This window comes from Thalassolituus maritimus (genome assembly GCF_900156675.1).
In the GTDB taxonomy this organism is placed as follows: Bacteria; Pseudomonadota; Gammaproteobacteria; order Pseudomonadales; family Oceanobacteraceae; genus Thalassolituus; species Thalassolituus maritimus.
In genome coordinates this window covers 1-18,063 of record NZ_FTOH01000016.1, presented here as the reverse complement: position 1 = coordinate 18,063, position 18,063 = coordinate 1, and the positions used below count along the sequence as shown (strand labels likewise).

General features: G+C 43.5%; 14 protein-coding genes and 2 pseudogenes. 3 read left to right on the top strand and 13 right to left on the bottom strand.

Going from position 1 to position 18,063, the window contains the following annotated elements; translation table 11 throughout:
• Positions 1-2: 2 nt before the first annotated feature.
• From BW941_RS16975 to BW941_RS16940, 8 genes are all read right to left on the bottom strand, one after another.
• Complete coding sequence (locus tag BW941_RS16975) at positions 3-941, bottom strand: hypothetical protein (protein ID WP_076518088.1); 939 nt, start codon at positions 939-941, stop codon at positions 3-5.
• Positions 938-5,068, bottom strand: a complete 4,131-nt coding sequence (locus BW941_RS16970; protein WP_076518086.1) for a non-ribosomal peptide synthetase — start codon at positions 5,066-5,068, stop codon at positions 938-940. The genes BW941_RS16975 and BW941_RS16970 overlap by 4 nt, the downstream gene beginning before the upstream one ends.
• Positions 5,065-5,334, bottom strand: a complete 270-nt coding sequence (locus BW941_RS16965; protein ID WP_076518084.1) for a hypothetical protein — start codon at positions 5,332-5,334, stop codon at positions 5,065-5,067. The genes BW941_RS16970 and BW941_RS16965 overlap by 4 nt, the downstream gene beginning before the upstream one ends.
• Positions 5,335-5,354: 20 nt before the next feature.
• Positions 5,355-6,581 carry an aminotransferase class V-fold PLP-dependent enzyme gene (locus BW941_RS16960; protein ID WP_076518082.1) on the bottom strand — a complete coding sequence of 409 codons (1,227 nt, stop codon included), beginning with the start codon at positions 6,579-6,581 and terminating at the stop codon, positions 5,355-5,357.
• Between the two features lie 52 nt (positions 6,582-6,633).
• Positions 6,634-7,926 carry a phenylacetate--CoA ligase family protein gene (locus tag BW941_RS16955; protein WP_084189109.1) on the bottom strand — a complete coding sequence of 431 codons (1,293 nt, stop codon included), beginning with the start codon at positions 7,924-7,926 and terminating at the stop codon, positions 6,634-6,636.
• 7 nt (positions 7,927-7,933) lie between these two features.
• Positions 7,934-9,583: a condensation domain-containing protein gene (locus BW941_RS16950; protein ID WP_076518080.1), complete on the bottom strand. Its 1,650-nt coding sequence runs from the start codon at positions 9,581-9,583 to the stop codon at positions 7,934-7,936.
• The gene (locus BW941_RS16945; RefSeq protein WP_245820130.1) at positions 9,580-11,136 is read right to left on the bottom strand and encodes an AMP-binding protein; all 1,557 of its coding nucleotides are present in this window, start codon (positions 11,134-11,136) and stop codon (positions 9,580-9,582) included. Before BW941_RS16945 ends, BW941_RS16950 begins: the two co-directional genes overlap by 4 nt.
• 564 nt (positions 11,137-11,700) lie before the next feature.
• A complete protein-coding gene (locus BW941_RS16940; RefSeq protein WP_076518076.1) occupies positions 11,701-11,895 on the bottom strand; it encodes a hypothetical protein in 195 nt (64 codons plus the stop codon).
• A 250-nt stretch (positions 11,896-12,145) separates the two neighbouring features.
• On the opposite strand from BW941_RS16940, the gene pabB reads away from it, so the two are divergent.
• Genes pabB through BW941_RS16925 form a run of 3 tightly spaced genes read left to right on the top strand, consistent with a single transcriptional unit; the run spans position 12,146 to position 15,484 of the window.
• The gene (gene pabB, locus BW941_RS16935) at positions 12,146-14,305 is read left to right on the top strand and encodes an aminodeoxychorismate synthase component I (RefSeq protein ID WP_076518074.1); all 2,160 of its coding nucleotides are present in this window, start codon (positions 12,146-12,148) and stop codon (positions 14,303-14,305) included.
• Between the two features lie 2 nt (positions 14,306-14,307).
• A complete protein-coding gene (locus tag BW941_RS16930) occupies positions 14,308-14,592 on the top strand; it encodes a chorismate mutase (RefSeq protein WP_084189107.1) in 285 nt (94 codons plus the stop codon).
• Positions 14,576-15,484, top strand: a complete 909-nt coding sequence (locus tag BW941_RS16925; protein WP_076518070.1) for a prephenate dehydrogenase/arogenate dehydrogenase family protein — start codon at positions 14,576-14,578, stop codon at positions 15,482-15,484. The genes BW941_RS16930 and BW941_RS16925 overlap by 17 nt, the downstream gene beginning before the upstream one ends.
• Before the next feature lie 92 nt (positions 15,485-15,576).
• Here BW941_RS16925 and BW941_RS18005 read toward each other — a convergent pair.
• From BW941_RS18005 to BW941_RS17870, 5 genes and pseudogenes are all read right to left on the bottom strand, one after another.
• Positions 15,577-15,735, bottom strand: a pseudogene (locus BW941_RS18005) (aldehyde dehydrogenase family protein); the annotation flags it as partial.
• Between the two features lie 58 nt (positions 15,736-15,793).
• On the bottom strand, positions 15,794-16,105 hold the full coding sequence (locus tag BW941_RS16920) for a hypothetical protein (RefSeq protein WP_076518068.1): 312 nt from the start codon (positions 16,103-16,105) through the stop codon (positions 15,794-15,796).
• 23 nt (positions 16,106-16,128) lie between these two features.
• Entirely contained in the window at positions 16,129-16,884 is a 756-nt protein-coding gene (locus BW941_RS16915; RefSeq protein ID WP_076518066.1) for a 4'-phosphopantetheinyl transferase family protein, read from the bottom strand.
• A gap of 175 nt (positions 16,885-17,059) precedes the next feature.
• Positions 17,060-17,626 (bottom strand): annotated as a pseudogene (locus BW941_RS16910) (IS256 family transposase); the annotation flags it as partial.
• 26 nt (positions 17,627-17,652) lie between these two features.
• Complete coding sequence (locus BW941_RS17870) at positions 17,653-17,862, bottom strand: IS3 family transposase (protein WP_281251189.1); 210 nt, start codon at positions 17,860-17,862, stop codon at positions 17,653-17,655.
• Positions 17,863-18,063: the final 201 nt, after the last annotated feature.

Below are 18,063 nucleotides of genomic sequence, written 5' to 3'. Positions count from 1 at the left end.
TTCTATTCTCCCTTTGAGCAAACACCAGGGGTATGCTTATCAACCACCATGACACTGCTTCCCCAAACAAAATCGGCCGGACATGAAACTAAAACGGGTGTGCCATTAGGCAAATCAAAGGCGAGTATTTGTGATAGCGACATAAGCTGATCCACCGAACTACAATGCCCAACTGATTTAATATTCCCATTATAAATACGATCTGATTTCAATCCACATATTTTGGATATATTCCTAAGAACAACTGCATTAAAGTTTGGTGCAACTAACATATTGCAATCAGATATACATATATTGGCTTCTCGAACAGCCTGCTCGGTGGAGAGACGAACCCCTTCAGAATATGTGCGAATAAAGGAAACAATATCTTCGGCCAATAGATGATTACTCGCATTTACATTATATTTATTGCTCGTACTCTTAATAAGGTAACCGTTACCAATGTTGTCCGATATAACACAGGCACCCACCCCATCGCTTCCGAGCGCCGCATTTTGCCGCAATAGCCTCTCGTGATCCCCATAAAAATCGCTGAAAACCATTAAAATGTTTTTTGATCTATTGGTCTTAAGCAAGCCTTCACACACTTCAAATGCATAGGTAAGGTTTGCACATGCGCCCAGCGAGACGCCTAGCGGTCGCGCATTGAGCAATCCACAAACTGACAATACCTCGGGAATCAAGCTGATATCGCGACGATCATCATGCTTGGAGGTAGAGAATAAAACAGTATCAATCTCTAATGAATCACAGCCCGACAGCTGTATTGACTCGGTGATTGCCGCGATCATCATGTCTCGACATGGCGAATTAGCAACACGATAATATTCGAGCCCAAGCTTTTTCAGCCCTGCGATTTTCTGTTCATCACCGTTTAGCTCAGGGAGCTTATCCACACAAGTAGATTTACCCAGCACCCAGGAAAATGCACCAATTTTCACAGCGCCCCTCCCGTATTTAGTTGCTCGTTCAATACGGACGCAATGGACTTCAAATGATCACCGCTTATAATGGAATAATGATCCGCGTCTAAGTTTAAACATGCTAATTGAACATGAACTTGGGTCAATCTTGATAAGTGTGGGAAACCAGACGCCTGCTGTGCTTCAGCGATCCAAATTGTCGCCTGTTCAGGAGGCACGCAGTCATACCCTAGCAAGGCTTGGGTATTGTTTTTAAACTGTTGAAATAATGTTGTGATGTCAGCTTCATCGACATGCTTACCTAACACACTACCGTCATTGGATTTTAATAATTCAAACATTGATTTTGTTTGAAGTTCTCTTTTTATCTCGTCACGGTCGCATTCACGCTCGCCAAAAAGCACATCACAAACAAAACTAACTTCCATAGTTTTATCATCAATGGTAATCATATCATTAGCACGAACCCAAGGATCAATCATAGTGATGGGTATTAATGCATGTGTTCTTTGTTTAAAGCGTTTTTGCATTTCACCGGCAACAACGCCACCAAAAGACCAGCCCACGATATGGCTAGGTTGAATACCTGCATTTTGCAACTCATTGACATACAGTTCGGCAAGCTGGGTTAAAGTATAGTTTTCGCTATTGATACCCAGTGATTGCAATCCATAAAAACTTATCGTTTGCGCGGACGCGTCTATCAGCGGCTTATAACAATAGGTTGTTCCACCAACCGGATGGACAAGCACCACCACAATCTTGTTGTGTTCCTTCACCCGCAACGGAATAAGTGCATTACTTGCGGGAGTGTCACGCCGATTCAACACTGCCGCCATGCCTTTAATCGTGGGTTCTCTAAAGATATCCGTTATTGAAGGCCTTACGCCAAAACGCTGTTCGATTAAATTAATCAACCGAATAGCCAAGAGCGAATCGCCACCGGCATCCACAAAACCAATACCGTTGTCTTCAATATCGTATTGCAGTACTTTACGCCACAGTTCCGCCATGGCCATCTCATTGCGGCCTTCAGGGGCAGATACGTGCTCGTTTGTCCTGCTTTCGCTCGCAATTTCCCCAAGCTTTTTTTGATCGACTTTGCCATTGGCAGTCAGCGGTATTGCATCAACTGAAAATATTTGCGCTGGTATCATATAAGATGGCAGCTTCGCATAAAGCGCTTCTCTAATTTCCTCAATGTTCAACGTCGCAGGCGTGACAAATCCGGCAATGCCTTTGCGCCCACGCAAATCAACGGGCACAGCAACAGCATTTTCAACACCAGTGCATTGTTTCAAAGCTGATGCAACTTCCCCCAGTTCAACACGGTAACCGTTAAGTTTGATTTGACTGTCGATACGCCCTAAAAACTCGATATTGCCATCGGGCCAGCGTCGCGCACGATCGCCGGTAATATATATTCGCTGACCATCAAACTTAGAAGAAACAAACCTAGCCGCTGTTTCGTCAGGCAAACCCCAGTAAGTTTGCGCCAGTCCCTGCCCGCCAATCACCAAGTCACCTTCTACCCAGTCTGGGCAAAACGCACCATAGCGATCCACGACATAAAGCGCCTGATTGGCCAAGGCTTTACCATACGGTACACTCTTCCAGCCGTCGGGTATGCGGTCAATTTCAAACCAGTTGGACCAAATCGATGCTTCTGTGGCGCCTCCCAAGCCAATAAGCCTGGCATTAGGACAAACACGCCTGAGTTTTGCCGGCAAATCAACAGGGATCCAGTCCCCAGACATAAAAATGCAGCGTAAGGAAGATAGCGTTAACTGCCTTGGCAGCGCATACTCAACAACCATTTCCATAATCGCCGGTACGGTGTTCCAAAGTGTAATATTCTCAGTTAATACTAAGTTAAAAAGCTCCTCAGGATCTGGACGGGCACAATCTGGAGGTAATACCAATTTACCGCCAACACCAAGCACAGCAAAGATATCAAACACAGACAGATCAAAATGCAATGCTGAAACGCCAAGCACACTATCGTTACTTGTAATGTCAAATCGATTAATCATATCCTCGATTGTGTTCGCGGCTGCACAATGCGAAATGGCAACGCCTTTAGGTTCGCCGGTGGAACCGGAGGTAAATATCACATAAGCAATCTTATCTTTTTCTATCTGAGCTTGATGCGGCGTTGTATTCATGCCCGCCACCACCACCTGATCAATTAGATAGTTAGCGCGCCCATGATCAAGAGCCTCTCGTTGAATAGACGCATAGCCAACTTGATCTGCAACGATACACTCGCACCCGATACGGTTAAGCACAGAGGCAATTCGAGTCGCCGGCCAAGAGGGATCAATCGGCACGTAGCTGCCACCGGCCTTCACAATGGCGATGGTCGCAACAATTTGTTGCCATCCTTTTTTTGCCACAACAGCAATGGGATGCTGTACATTAATACTATCTTCAACCAGCTTTAACACCATCTTATCCACGTATTCTGACAGTGTCGAATAGCTTAACGTTAATTCATCTGTTTTTAATGCAATGCCCTGTCCATCATCGAGACGCTTTGCCACAAGCTCGTGTAAATAATGCAAGGTTTGTTGCTTTTGGGTCGCATTTGCCTGACTAATCGATGCCAACTGATCCTTGGGAAGATCAATCAACAAGGTTTCATTCCAATTGGGCATTGCGGCGATATTTATTACAGCATCGCGAAGGCTGCTAAACATAGCATTGGCCACATCCTCGCCTAACCTACCGCAATCCACATCAAAATGAACGCGAATGCCATCGACTGTGTAAAATGCCTGAAAATCCAATATCACGCCGGGGGTTTGTAGATAGGCATCGTTGGGTTCCCAGCCGATTTGCGCCAGCCCGATTTCGGCCTTACTCGGTCGTCCGATGCCAAAGCCACTTGAATAGGCCACTTGACTCGCCGTACCTGAAAACTCAGCATGATGATTACTCATGCGCTGTGCCTTTACACCATCAACAGCGGCATGTGCCATATCTTGCAGAAATTGCTTGCGAATAGATTTGGCGATCTCTGCAAATGCATGATCTCTATTTAGATCTATCTCTAACTTTAAAATACTGCCAAAGTTGCCTAATGGAAAACCAGTATGACGCTTATTGCCGTGTAAAACATTAATGCTAAATCTGCTTTCTTGAGACCAGATATCTAATACAAGCGCATACAACGTCATAAATACGCTATCGAGGGTTAAGCCATTTTCGCGTGCTTTAGCCGCCAACGCGTTTGTGATTGCATCATCAAAATCGCCGATTAACCGACTAAACTTTGAATTCACTGAATGAATAGGCAATGCGGGTGAGGTAGGTAACTTTCTACTCAGCCAATACTGACGCGACATTTGATATTCTTTGGAGAGCCGCTGCCTAAACTGATTGAGCATAGCAACAGATAAGCTTTGCGGATCGGACAGATCATCACGCGCCGTATCTTCTAACAATAGCCCCAGTTCATCGGCATAGAGCTGCCAAGAGGCTGCATCACCAATCAGAAGACGTCCGCACACATGCACCCGAAAACTGCCGGAGAGTTGTTGAACATACATTCTATACAGCGGCCATTGATTCGCGGATATCGGCCGACACATCTCATCTTTAATTTTTTGAACAGCTGTTTTTTCTTCTGTTAAAGATAGACCGCTGTGATCAATATATTCAAACGAAAAGCTATAGCTTTTGTCCAATATCGTTAAAAAACCATCTTCTGTTATATAGGATCTTAGATAATCGTGGCGCTCGATGAGCATAGCCAATGCCCGCTTCAACGTGTCGAGATCCAGCGTTTCAACTTCAAATTGATTGTACCAGTGGTCGGCGCCAGCAACACCAACCTCGCCCGCCTCACCAATCCAATAAGACTGTTGCAGTTCAGAAAGCGGTAATACACAAATACCCCCTCTATCAGCGTCATCTTCCGACAATAGCAGCAATAATTGTGTTTTTTGCGAACGCAGCCGATTCATCAACTCCGTGGTCATTACACCTTTATCAGCTTTAAACGCTAACTTGCCACCCTGGCTACTGATTTCTACACCAGCTGTACTTAAAGTCTCAACCAGTTGATAGGTCTCTTCGCTGATATTGAGCGACTCGGTTTCATTGAGTGCGGCAGCTAACTTACTATTCTCTTTAGTGCTCATAAAACACCTTCGTCTACATCCGCATATTCATCGTTATCGGAGACGACGGCTTCATTGATCTTGCTAAGCAATGCCTGTAAAGACTCATCCCCCATAATATCGAAGAAGTTCATCACTATCTGCGTTTTCTTAAACACAATATCCGACAAGCGTACCGCTGCAAGAGAATAACCACCATTCTCGATAAAACTCTTTGTCGAATCGACATTGGTTTCACCGCTATCGATCGATTCAATTACCGCTTCAACAAACTCTACAATGTCCATTTAATTAAGCACCCTTCGATTTATACGTAAGATTGAACAACACTGTTCAATGCTTCCAACGCAGCCTCTATTTCATCAACGGTGTTATATATATAAGCTGACATGCGGATAACCTGACCACCTGCATAGTGATCAACTAGAGGTTGTGCACATAAATGTCCGTTTCTACACATCACCCCATATGAATCGCTCAAGGCGCGACAGATATCTGATAAATCACTAACACCCTTAACGTAAAGACTAAAAATTGGTGCGCGGTTTTCAAGGCTCATTTGACCAAGACAGGCAAGATTCGGTTTATTGTTAATACTTTCTATAAATGCTTTTGAAAGTTGCTTTTCATGGGCTTCTATGCGATCAAAACCAATTGACTCCAAATAGTCAATCGCCGCACCAAATCCATAAGATGCCTCAATCGCTGGCGTTCCGGCTTCGTATTTATGGGGTAATTTCCGATACTGGTAACTATCCGCCGTGACATAATCCACCACGCCTCCGCCAACTAGCATAGGCTCACCATCGCGTAACAGGTCTGCCTTTCCAATCAGGCAGCCGATACCGGATGGACCCAGCATTTTGTGTGAGGAGATTGCAAGAAAATCAATATAGCTTTCTGAGAAATTAAGCTTGCGGTGAGCAGCAGATTGCGCAGCATCAACCACTACCAGCGCGCCCGCCTCGTGGGCCATTTTCGACATCACATCCAATGGAATATAGTTACCCGTGACATTTGAGCAATGTGTTAACGCAACAACTTTGGGTTTCAGTTTAAGTAACTCTGCGAAATGCTCTAAATCAGGCTGCATCTCCTCAGTTTGTTCAACTAAAACCACATTACCATGACGCAACCAGGGTAGAAAATGAGAGTGATGATTGTCTAAGCAGCAAACAACAAAATCGTCTTTTGTTAAACCAATGCAATGATTCGCTAAGTTAATAGCTTCCGTTGTATTACGAACAAAAATCACTTCATTACTTGCACTATTTGTTAACAAAGCAACTTTATAGCGTGCTTCCTCATATCGATCCGACGCCTCTTCAGACAATCGGTGTCGACCTCGATGAATATTGGCTGTAAATTCAGTATAGTAACGAGTCACTGCATCTATGACTGATTGTGGCTTTAACGTAGTCGCGGCACTATCAAGATAGTTAACCGTTCTACCATCCACTTCGCGCGCCAACACTGGAAAATCACCACGAATAGAGTCTAATCCTTCAAGTTTTTTATCTTCACAAATACTCATCTATAGCATCACCTTATTATGCGTATCTCGTTATTTACGTTCAAAGTAAACATTAACTCTTTCGTATTAGCTGAAATTTTCCACCGCGCTCAAATGGAAAGTAATTCACGTCATCCACGCGCACATTCTCTGTTTCCAGTAAAGCTTGAAGCTTTTGACGAAGTTGCGATTTTTCCGCGTCGGAAAAACAATCCTTGTTACCTGTAAAGCGGAAAATATAAGCACCCACCTCTTGCTCGGTCAGTTGATAAATGTCGATCCATTTGGGCGCACCAACAACCTCATCCAGCGAACCTGGGGTAATATATTTACCACTGGGCAACCTGAGTAAATCTTTAGATCGCCCGAGAAAAGAAACTCGCGGCATGGAATTTCCGCAATCACAAGCACCATGAAGATGATAGATATCATTTGTTTGATAGCGAATATGCGGACACAAACGATCCCCGATACTGGTAATTACCAATTCCCAAAGATTATCATCTGGATGAGTGCCCTCCATTTGAATAAATTCTAGGAAATAGTCTTTATCATTTAGGTGTAAATTGCCATGCTCGCAACCCAAACCAACAAAGCCAAATTCAGACATTGCCATCACAGAGGCCACTGGCGCATGGCCTGCACATAGCTCGGAGATTTGACGAAGTAATGCGCGCGTCGCAAACGTATATGTTAGCAGCACCGAGAATTTTCTGTCTAAGTCAAACGCCCAACCCTCCGACTTGGCTTTTTTAATCAGGATGGATAAATGCATAGGGTCGACGTACCACAAATCTGGTTCATAGGAGTGCAATTCATCAAATGCCATGCGAAGCATGCTATCTGGGGTTGTTAACAAATCATGGTATACCGGAAGAACCAAGGTCCCATCCGCTAAAATTCTATCCTGCATGGTAGATCGTGGATTGGCGCATTCCACATCGGAGCAATTAGGTGCGGCATATCGACACGTTTTAATCCTGGGAACCTTCGACAGATATTGAAAAGCCGGATTGATCGACAAACAGTTGGCCATCCGCTCAGCAAGCTTAAAAGAATGGATTACGCTTACTAAACGCTCACCGCTTGTGCCACTACTTTGCAAGCGACTCACATACGGATCTTTAAGCGATGAGCCTTCTGATAAAATACCTGCTGGAAAATTTTTTCTATAAACCGATTTATCTGAGATTGGAACAGAATTTAATCCAGCGCTGTTCGAAAACTCGTTATTTAGGTTTAAACTATCTTTGAAATACCTAACTTTCTTGTGCGCAAATTCAACCTCTGATTTTGCCTTGTCGAGGTTACCAAAGCACCTCATTAATCTTTCATCTTGTTCGTATTTTAAAGAGTGTAATTCCATCGTTACTTTACTCCGCAACCGATAACGCGGGAGATTGACTGTGTTCGATCTCATCAACGTTGTTTAAAAAATATTGAGCCCTAATATCACTAATCAAATCACCAACAGGCTGCGCTTGACTTTCTCTTATGCGAACCAGTATTTCTTGGTAAGCATTCACCATATTTGTTATATCATCTTCGCTAAATAATGCTTTGGTGTATTCAATCTTGGTATGCAATGCATTCCCTTGCTTCGTCACAAAAAAAGCAATATCGTACTTGCATGTTCCTCTGGGTATCTCAATCTCTTTAACTGTAATGCCAAATTCAGCATACTCGCTTTCTACAATCGTATTGTCATAATAGGTAAAAAGCTGCTCATAAAGAGGCGATCGACTCAACTTGGTTTTTATATTTTGAAAGCTCAAGATTGATCTGGCGGGATAGCGACCATGTTTATATGCCAATAGTAATTCTTTATGGCAACTTAGAACAAAGTCATTAACATGTGAGTTTTTATCCACCCCAATTCGAATAGGTAAACTGTTAACAAATATACCGACTGCATTTTGCACTTCTGGTTGGTATCTATTCAAAAACGGCACGCCGGTTGTAATATCCGTTTCATCACTCATCGCTGAGGTTAAGATATTAAACGCAGAGAACACAAAACTGGACATCGTCACCGATAAGGTCTCGCGCACATGATTCAAATCCGCATAACTAATTTGAGTGAGTTCGAACAGATGAACATCACCTTTGTAGGACTTAATGGGGGGTCTTCGTGACGTAGATAAATCCACTTCTGCTGGCGCCGCTTCAAAACGTGACTGCCAAAAAGCTTCGTCGCGCTCACGCTCACCATAACAATCGATATTGTAATTTATCGGGGTAACTGTGGATAATTTTGCTTCACGGCCATCTTGCTTAATTAAAGCACTGTATATTAGCGCAGCTTCTTTTCGCAATATATCAACAGCCCACCAATCAGTGACTATATGGAATACGACCCACGACACAACCCATTTTTTAGGACCCACCCGCCACATGGCAACTCGAAAGTTAGGCGGCTGAGATAAATCAAACTCTGTCGCATAAAGCGCGCGATGCGCTTGTTCAACGGCCTGCATCGGCTCGCTTTCGCCACTAAAATCAGCAAATTCGATATTAAGCTTATCTTGAACATCGGCCATTTCGAGCACACGTTGCACAGGCTTGGCCTCAGATACATAATAGGCCGTTCTCAATTCCGGCTGGCGTTCAACTAAGCGAATTAAAACTTGCTTGCAAAGATCGAGATCCAAATCGCCACAAACCAAATGACTCACGCCTTCGTTGTAAGCTTTTTTGCACTCTGAATATTCTTGCATATCCCAAAAAGTACGCTGAATTTCGTTCAGCGGCGTTTCAATTGCGGATTGCTGTTCAATATCATGGTCGGTAGAAGTTTCGCTACAAAGAAGTGTTGCCAGTGTACGAACACTCACATCCTCCATGAGGTCAGTAATATCAACGATGACATTAAACTCCTCATATATCTTACCGACTAGCTGCATTAACTTCATGGAGGTGACCCCTTGAGACACAAGAGATATATCAGTGTCGACCTCAAACTCTAAAATATCTTGGCAATAGCTCGATAATTTTTCTGTAATTCCCATTTCGCTAGCTTTCATTTTGTTTGCACCATGCTAAGTAGTTTTTTCCGATCCTTTTTCCCATTCGGCAATAATGGAAATGCGGGTATCTCGCAGATACTCGAAGGCACCAAATAACTCGGTAATTGCTCCCTTAGGTAATCTCTTATCTCGTTCTCTTTAATTCCTTTAGATGACGTAACAACGCAGCATATTTTTGGCTCATGGTCTTGCTCCGAGGCTGTATATGCCAACACGATGACATCATCAATTCCGGCAAATTTTCTAAGACATACCTCGATTTCATTTAATTCAACCCGGTTCCCGGCCACTTTCACCTGGGAATCATTGCGCCCTACGATATGCAATAAGCCATTGTTATCGTAATAGCCCAAATCACCAGACTTGTAGCAAGTAACATCTGCCGCATCGCCATCGAAATTTACAAACCTTTCTGCTGTTAACTGATTATTTTTATAATAGCCTTGAGACAAGTACTTAGATTTAAGAATAATCTCGCCACATTGATCATCACCGGCTTTTTCTATGAGGACTTCACAATCGGCAATGGGGTGACCTATTGGAACAATATCCACCGCTAAAGCTTGCAGATCTCTTGGTACTTCGTAGTATGTTTTTACCAACGTGCTTTCAGTAGGGCCATAAAGGTTATACAGTTGGGCTGCTGGCGACAGTATGTCGTAAAATATTGCAGCATCGTCTACATACAATTTCTCGCCAGACAAAAACATCTTTTCCACTGATGCAAAGGAGTGCTTAAAACTCGCAACGGATGCTGCCATTTTGAATACTGACGGCACAGTGTGAATCAAATTAATTTTGTTTTGCTGAACCCACATGGGAAAATTCACAGGATGATATCTTGCTTTTGGCGGCGGAACAAACACCGTGCCGCCCGTGCAAAGCGGTAAAAAAATATCTCGCAAACTCACATCAAAGGTCGTCGGCGCGAGCAACGACACCCTGCACGTGCTGTCTATCCCAAACGTTGATATTTGCCAATTAATAAAATGAGACAAAGAAAGGTGTTTTCCTTCGACGATATTGGGTACACCAGTAGAGCCAGAGGTACTAATCAAATATAGTGAGTCATTTGTCCAGCTTTTGCTTAGATCATTGTGTTTAGAACTATCGTTGTTTTGCAGCAGAAATAGTTGCTCATCGCATATTGGCTTAGCAAAACATGATAAATTCACAGCAGCAAGAATACCTTCAAACCTGGACAGCTGATCTTTTTCTACAAAGATTGCCGCTGGTTTTATCATCGCCAAAATAGCTCGAATACGCTCCTCCGGCCAAGCCAGATCTATTGGTACAAACACCCCGCGCAGCTTGACGATTGACAAAACAGAGGCGATATATCTTGCACTACTTGGAATAGCTAAACAAATAACCGCGCCAGCTAAGCCAGCATCATTACATTGAACATAAATATCGTTCGAGAATGAATCCAATTGCCTGTATGTAAAGCTTAACAGCCCATCCGCGCAAGCTAGCTCAGCCCCACGAGACATGCACATATCGGCAATTATTGTGCGCAATGAGCGAGGCGATATTTCTTTTTCTTCCATGACCACAAGGTAACTTCCTAGTTGACCTATAAAACACCTAAAAACAGAAGGCTATTCTACTGTATTTCTGTCTTTAACTCGGCTCTCAATCAAACATCGTCAAAGTACGGCCGCACGCTCAACCAATGTTATGTTGTCTTTGGCGTCATCATTTCAAGCCGCTCCGTCATCCCACTATTCATCCTGTTTCACTTACCAGGTTCATCTGGCTTGATCACTGTTACCCGTGCTGGAGCACACAGGAAATAGTAGGGCTTCAGGTCCAAGTCTCCATCCTCTTTCCCGACATACCGCTGGCCTTACCCCGGGTCCCCGATAGCTTCATCTACCCTTCCACCCACTATCAGCACGGCCCTCCCCTTAAACGTAGAGGGTCGACGTGTAGCTAATCTAATGATCTCAACCAGACTCTCTCAGTAATCAATGCTTGGCGTTATGTCACGAAGCTGCACCATTCGCTTTATGCTACGGTCTGTCAGTTTGGCTAGCCCCCCTGACTGAGTCCAACATGCTTCCATGATCACCCGGAACGTGTCAACCTGCTCTGCACCAACTCTTTAAAAATTAAATTGCATTTGCTCTCGGTAGCGTAGGGAAATTCACTCCGCTTTCTATAGATTCCCCGTCTTCAGACGAAAGTGCTGGATTGATATAAACGACATCCGCAGGCCTCTGAATAACAGGCGGTCCATGGGCAAAGCGCTCAGGATGCTTTTGCTTTGCCTGATTCAATACATCAATTCGCTTTGTTAGCAGCATGGTGTGTTCTCCACTAAACCCCTGACGCGGCTTAAACCCTGCCAGACTGCTGTGATGGCGCTGATAATCCAGTACTTCCGTCTGAAGACGGGGAATCTATAGAAAGCGGAGTGAATTTCCCTACGCTACCGAGAGCAAATGCAATTTAATTTTTAAAGAGTTGGTGCAGAACAGGTTGACACGTTCCGCCCTGATGACTCTATACTTCGCCTTAGATTCATAAAAGCAAGGACTGGCGCAGGATCAATATATGAAAACACTCATCATTGATAATTATGACTCATTTACTTACAACCTCTTTCAACTCATAGGCGAGGTAAATGGCACGCTCCCCATTGTCATTCAAAACGATAAAGTGAGTTGGGAAGAAGCAGAACAACTGGATTTCGACAACATCGTTATATCACCCGGGCCTGGTCGCCCAGAAAACGCCGGAGACTTCGGCGTATCTCGGGATGCCATCTTACATTCAAAAAAACCTATTTTAGGTGTTTGCCTAGGACACCAAGGTATCGCTCATCTGTTCGGTGGCGAAGTCGACTTGGCAGATACCGTTATGCATGGCAGGGCCAGTGAAATACATCACTCCGCCGAAGATATTTTCAGTGGTATTCCTTCACCGTTTACAGCCATTCGCTATCATTCACTCTGTGCTAAAACAGCCGGTAACGACATGGAGACGATTGCCTGGACTGACAGCGGAATGTCCATGGGAGCAAGACACAAGCACTTACCCATATGGAGTGTGCAATTTCATCCTGAATCGATTAAAACCCAATTTGGCCATAAGATATTTGAAAATTTTAGAGACCTGTCTCAGCGCTATTTAGAAGAAAACCCATCTGCATATAATAAGAATAACCAATCAGCTTCAAGGGTAGAAAATCGTCACACAGAAAAAAATTTATATAGCTCTAATATTGAAGGCGGTAGATTACACGGCAAATCTTTTAAAGTGTTTTACCGCAGGATACCCCACCAATTGAACTGCGAAGATGTGTTCATGAATTTCTATGCTGAAAGCAAAAATAGTTTTTGGCTGGATAGTGCACTAGTGAGAGGCTTTTCCAGATTTTCCTATATTGGCGACGCCGCTGGCCCCCACGCTGAATACCTCTCTTACCGCGTCACTAACAAAGAACTTACCATCAAGTATCAAGATGAAGTCACAACAAAACATGAATCTATCCTGGACTATCTCGATCAAAAGCTAAAGACCCGCTACATTGAAACCGAAGGACTTCCTTTTGACTTCAACCTAGGCTATGTGGGTTATTTAGGCTACGAGATTAAAGCTGATTGCGGCTATTCCTCCCCGCATGCGTCGCCGACCCCCGATGCAGCGTTTGTGTTTTGCGATCGCATCATCGCGTTTGATCACGAAGAGAATACCGCCTACTTAGTCTGCCTAGACGATGAAGATCATTATGATCGCGCCGAACAATGGTTAAATGACATATCGTCTAAACTCGATAATATGCAAGCGGCACCCCATTGGACCCGCTCTTTAAAACCAAGCCCGATTAAACAAACAATGCGGCTTGATAAGGATGAATATTTAGACAGAATTAATAAAATTAAAGCCAAAATCAAGCAAGGCGAATCTTATGAAGTATGCTTAACCAATATGCTATTTCATGATGTCGAAATCGATCCACTAAACACATATCGCGCCTTGAGAGATTCTAACCCCGCCCCCTATGCCACCTACTTAAACTATGAGGATGTTTCTGTATTAAGTTCTTCACCTGAAAGATTTATTGCCATTAACGCCAATGGCAGCATCGAATCAAAACCAATCAAAGGAACACGTAAACGCGGTGCCTCTGTACAAGAAGATGAAGCGCTGTACCTTGACTTAAAAACAAATGAGAAAGACCGCTCGGAGAATCTGATGATTGTTGATCTGCTTCGTAACGATATCGGTAAAGTTTCTGATCTGGGTAGCGTGCATGTGCATAATATTTTTGCAGTAGAAAGTTATGCCACCGTACATCAACTGGTCAGCACCGTCAGAGGAAAGCTGCGTCGTAGTGCATCGACCATTGACTGCATACGCGCTTGTTTTCCTGGCGGTTCCATGACCGGCGCCCCAAAAAAGCGAACGATGGAAATCATTGATGATTTGGAAGGAGGCGCACGGGGAATATATTCAGGGTCCATTGGTTTTATTGGGCTGAACGGTAGCGCGGATTTTAGCATCGCCATACGTACCATCGTCGTTTATGGGGACAACGTCACCGTTGGCGTAGGCGGTGCAATCATCGATTTATCCAACCAAGAAGAAGAACTGGAAGAAATGTTACTCAAGTCCAGGGCGCTGGTTAAAGCGCTGTCAGAAACCAACCTCGCAGCAACGAGTTTTTATCCTAAAAAAGCAACCGCAATACTAAATGAAGGAGGAAGATAAGCGTGGATAGTTTACAACAATTTCGTGAACAATTAAATAAAATAGACACTGAACTCATTTCCTTGCTCAGCGAGCGATTCAAAGTCATTCAATCCATTAGTCTCTACAAGAAAGATTATGATATCCCCGTCATGCAGCCAGACAGGGTTCAGGAGGTTAAAAGCCGATGCTCGCAACTTGGCGCAGCGCTTGACTTAAGTGAAGACTTTGTCACTCATCTTTACGATTTAATCATTCGTGAAGCATGTCGCATAGAAGACAGGATAATTAATGAAAACAAAAAATGAAATGTCCGCAATAGTCTTTGGCGGGTGTGGTGCGGTCGGCACTCTATTTAGCGGACTACTAACACAAGCCGGCCTCCGTACTGTTGTCGCTGACTTGCATATACCTGATAAAAAAAACAAGATAGCTGGCGTTGAATACATAAAGCACGATGCCAATGAAGTCAACGCACATCTATTAGAAGATAAAACATTAATCCTCTTCGCCACACCCGAAGATCAAACACTAAAAGCGATCCCGTCTATTTTGCCTAAACTCGGTAAACAACAATGTTTTATTGATACAACCTCCGTCAAAACAAGAATCGAGCAAGCCGTACTGACACAAGCATCGCTTTGCGAATACATTAGCATCAACCCCATGTTCGGTCCTTCTCTCGGTTTTAAGCATCAAACCGTATCATTGATCAACATCAGGCCTGGCCCACTTAGTCAGTTTTTTATTCAGTTGATTGAAAATGCAGATTGCAAAATTGTCACACGCTGTGCGACGGAACACGATCAACATACCGCCGCAGTGCAAGCAGCAACCCATGCCGCAATACTGGCCTTTGGCAGCACACTTGCTTCAATCGGTTATACACCGCAAGACGCAAAAGCCATTTGGACCCCACCTCACAATATCATGCTTGCATTATTAGCTAGAATATTGAGTATAAAACCAGATGTTTTTATGGAAATACAACGCGACAATCCCTATGCGCTTGAAGCTCACCAACATATGAAGGAAAGTTTATCACACCTGTCTGCGATTATTGAATCCGGTTCACTTGAAAAAACACAAGCTATTTTTAATCATTTAACAAGTATGCTAGCTGATGAAAAAGAATCACTATCAAGCTTGTGCCAAAGTATTTTTACGCATATCGCCCAACAAAAACACCCGACATCTTGATGCTCACATCACATAGCGAGCCGCCCATTGTTTTGATTTAAAACCCTGTACATCGATCAAAACGGGCGGCTCTTTACTTTTTAAACTATTCTTTATAACTCAAACTTAATGCCTTGCGCGAGCGGTAACTCGGCACCATAATTGATGGTGTTCGTCTGCCGACGCATATAAGCTTTCCAAGTATCCGGCCAAGATTCACGGCCACCGCCGGTTTCCTTCTCACCGCCAAACGCCCCACCTATTTCTGCGCCCCAAAAAAGAAACTAACCAATACATTCAAAGATGTGTTTGATTAGTTAGCATGCTACGTCAGTCTTTAAACCCATTAAGCACATGATGCTGTTGATCAATATTTCTTAAATCATGGCAGTTACTCAGGCAGGTTGTTACCTCATTATCCTCTCCATAAGATTGACTACAATTAACTTTCCCATTTTTAGACAATGCTCTTACTTTAACCATATGAGTCTCGTACCACTTCAAACCAATAGGCAGTATCAAAGCGGCGATGAAAAACCCGAAAACGTAATCACCAAACAACCTACTTATAAACGGCAGAAAGTAACAGGCCACAGAAACCAGTGCGGCAATCATCAAACAAGCAACAATCTGTTTAAGCAAAGAGGCTTTGGTCTCCTTTATTTCTAGGCTAAATCAAGCTTGTGTATTTCAGTCGAGTCGGATTGCAAACAGAATGAATTTTTTGCAATATCATAGCTATAAACAAATACTCGAAACGGCAAAGCTTCATTCGACAGCACCACGTATGTGCACATCACATCCTTCGCAAACATCCATTGATCACAGTACAAAAAGTCATATTCCGATACTTGTTCAGATTTAAAGTCAAAATGATTTTGGTGTATATCAATTTGAAAACTCTTCAACGATTTCGCCAAGCCCACACCCAGCGCTTTCAAATAAGCTTCCTTGAATGTCCATATTTTGAAGAAATAGTGCTGCTGCGCTTGCGTTGTTTCACACTGTTGTAGCATTACATATTCACCGAGATGAAAAAAACTCTTAGCAATTTCCAACGGTTGCGCCTTGCGGTCAATGCTTTCTACATCAATCCCTACTTGTAAATTCTCAGTTAAAATCATTGCACTCAGACCATTGGCATGAGATACATTAAATTGCCAATGATCATAACCCGGTGTCACAATATGAGGCTTTTGGTTTCTCACCCATTCCAATTCAAGTTGATTGACATCACACGAGAGAAACTGACGAAATGCTGCATTAAGTAAAGCGCGGGAACTTACATGGCACATACGTGCTTTAGCAACTCTGTACTCTGCCGCCCGTTTTTTCTGCTCAGCATTGAGGTAATGCGAATAACGCGCAGAAAAGTCATCGTCAGTATCATAATGATGATATAGAATGTAAATGTTTTGCATAAACTATAATCCTAAACAACGCACATGTAATGAATAATACTTTTCAACGAGCCTCCCCACTGATGCTATCCATGTTACTTATCGCATTTGGCGTTTTACTAATGATGGTGCTGTTAAAACTACGAGCCTTACTATCCCTGTCTTTGAGGGTGTTCAAAACTCTGTGTCAGTTAAGTCAAAGGTCAATATGAGCGTCTAACCGACCCTCAAAATTTATCGACAACTGAGACAGTGTCAGATTCCAATCTTGCACTGGATGCGTCCATCGCTCTGACGCTTTCAAAATACCGGCATAAAGCAACTTCAGCAAGCTATTCTCATTCGGAAAGCCGCCCTTTGTTCTGGTCAATTTCCTGAATTGACGATGCACCACTTCAACGGCATTCGTCGTGTGAATCGCCTTTCGTACATAGTCAGGGTATTTAAAGTACGCTGACAGCGTGTCCCACTTGTTACGCTATGAGTTTATTACGACCGGATACTTGCCTCCCCATTTGGCGTCTAATTCATCCAGAGCGCTCTCTGCTGCCGATTTGGTCGTGGCCTCGTAGATACACTTTAAATCCGCCATAAATGCCTTCTGATTTTTGCTCGCAACGTATTTCATCGAATTGCGAATCTGATGAATAATGCAGTGCTGAATTTCGGTATTAGGATAGATACTTTCAATCGCTTCAGGAAAGCCTTTTAACCCATCTACACAGGAAATCAAAATGTCTTTAACGCCTCGATTATGCAGATTGATCTGCTACCACTTTCGTGGACACTTCAGGCACACGCCCTTGAATAGTTTTCAGGGCTTTCATACCCGATTCCAGAGTGAAGTCTCTCACGGTTATAAAACTCGATAAACTCCACCACTCTTGCAACAGCTTCTATATCACTTTCAAACTTCTGCTGATGAACCAGCTCTGTTTTGAGAGTATGAAAGAAGGATTCAACGATTGCATTATCCAATGGCGTCGCCTTCCGGCTCATACTTCGTCGCATATTCGCAGACTCAACTAAATCTCGATATTCGTGAGCTGCATATTCAATCCCCTGGTCCGAATGAAAGATACATCCAACAGATGGTCTTTCACGCGATAGAGCCATCCAGAGCCTGTGCGGATATAAGTGAAGTCTCCTGCCCAGTGTTTCCCCTCAGCCGATGCAGGAGCGTCTTCAGACAATAGATTA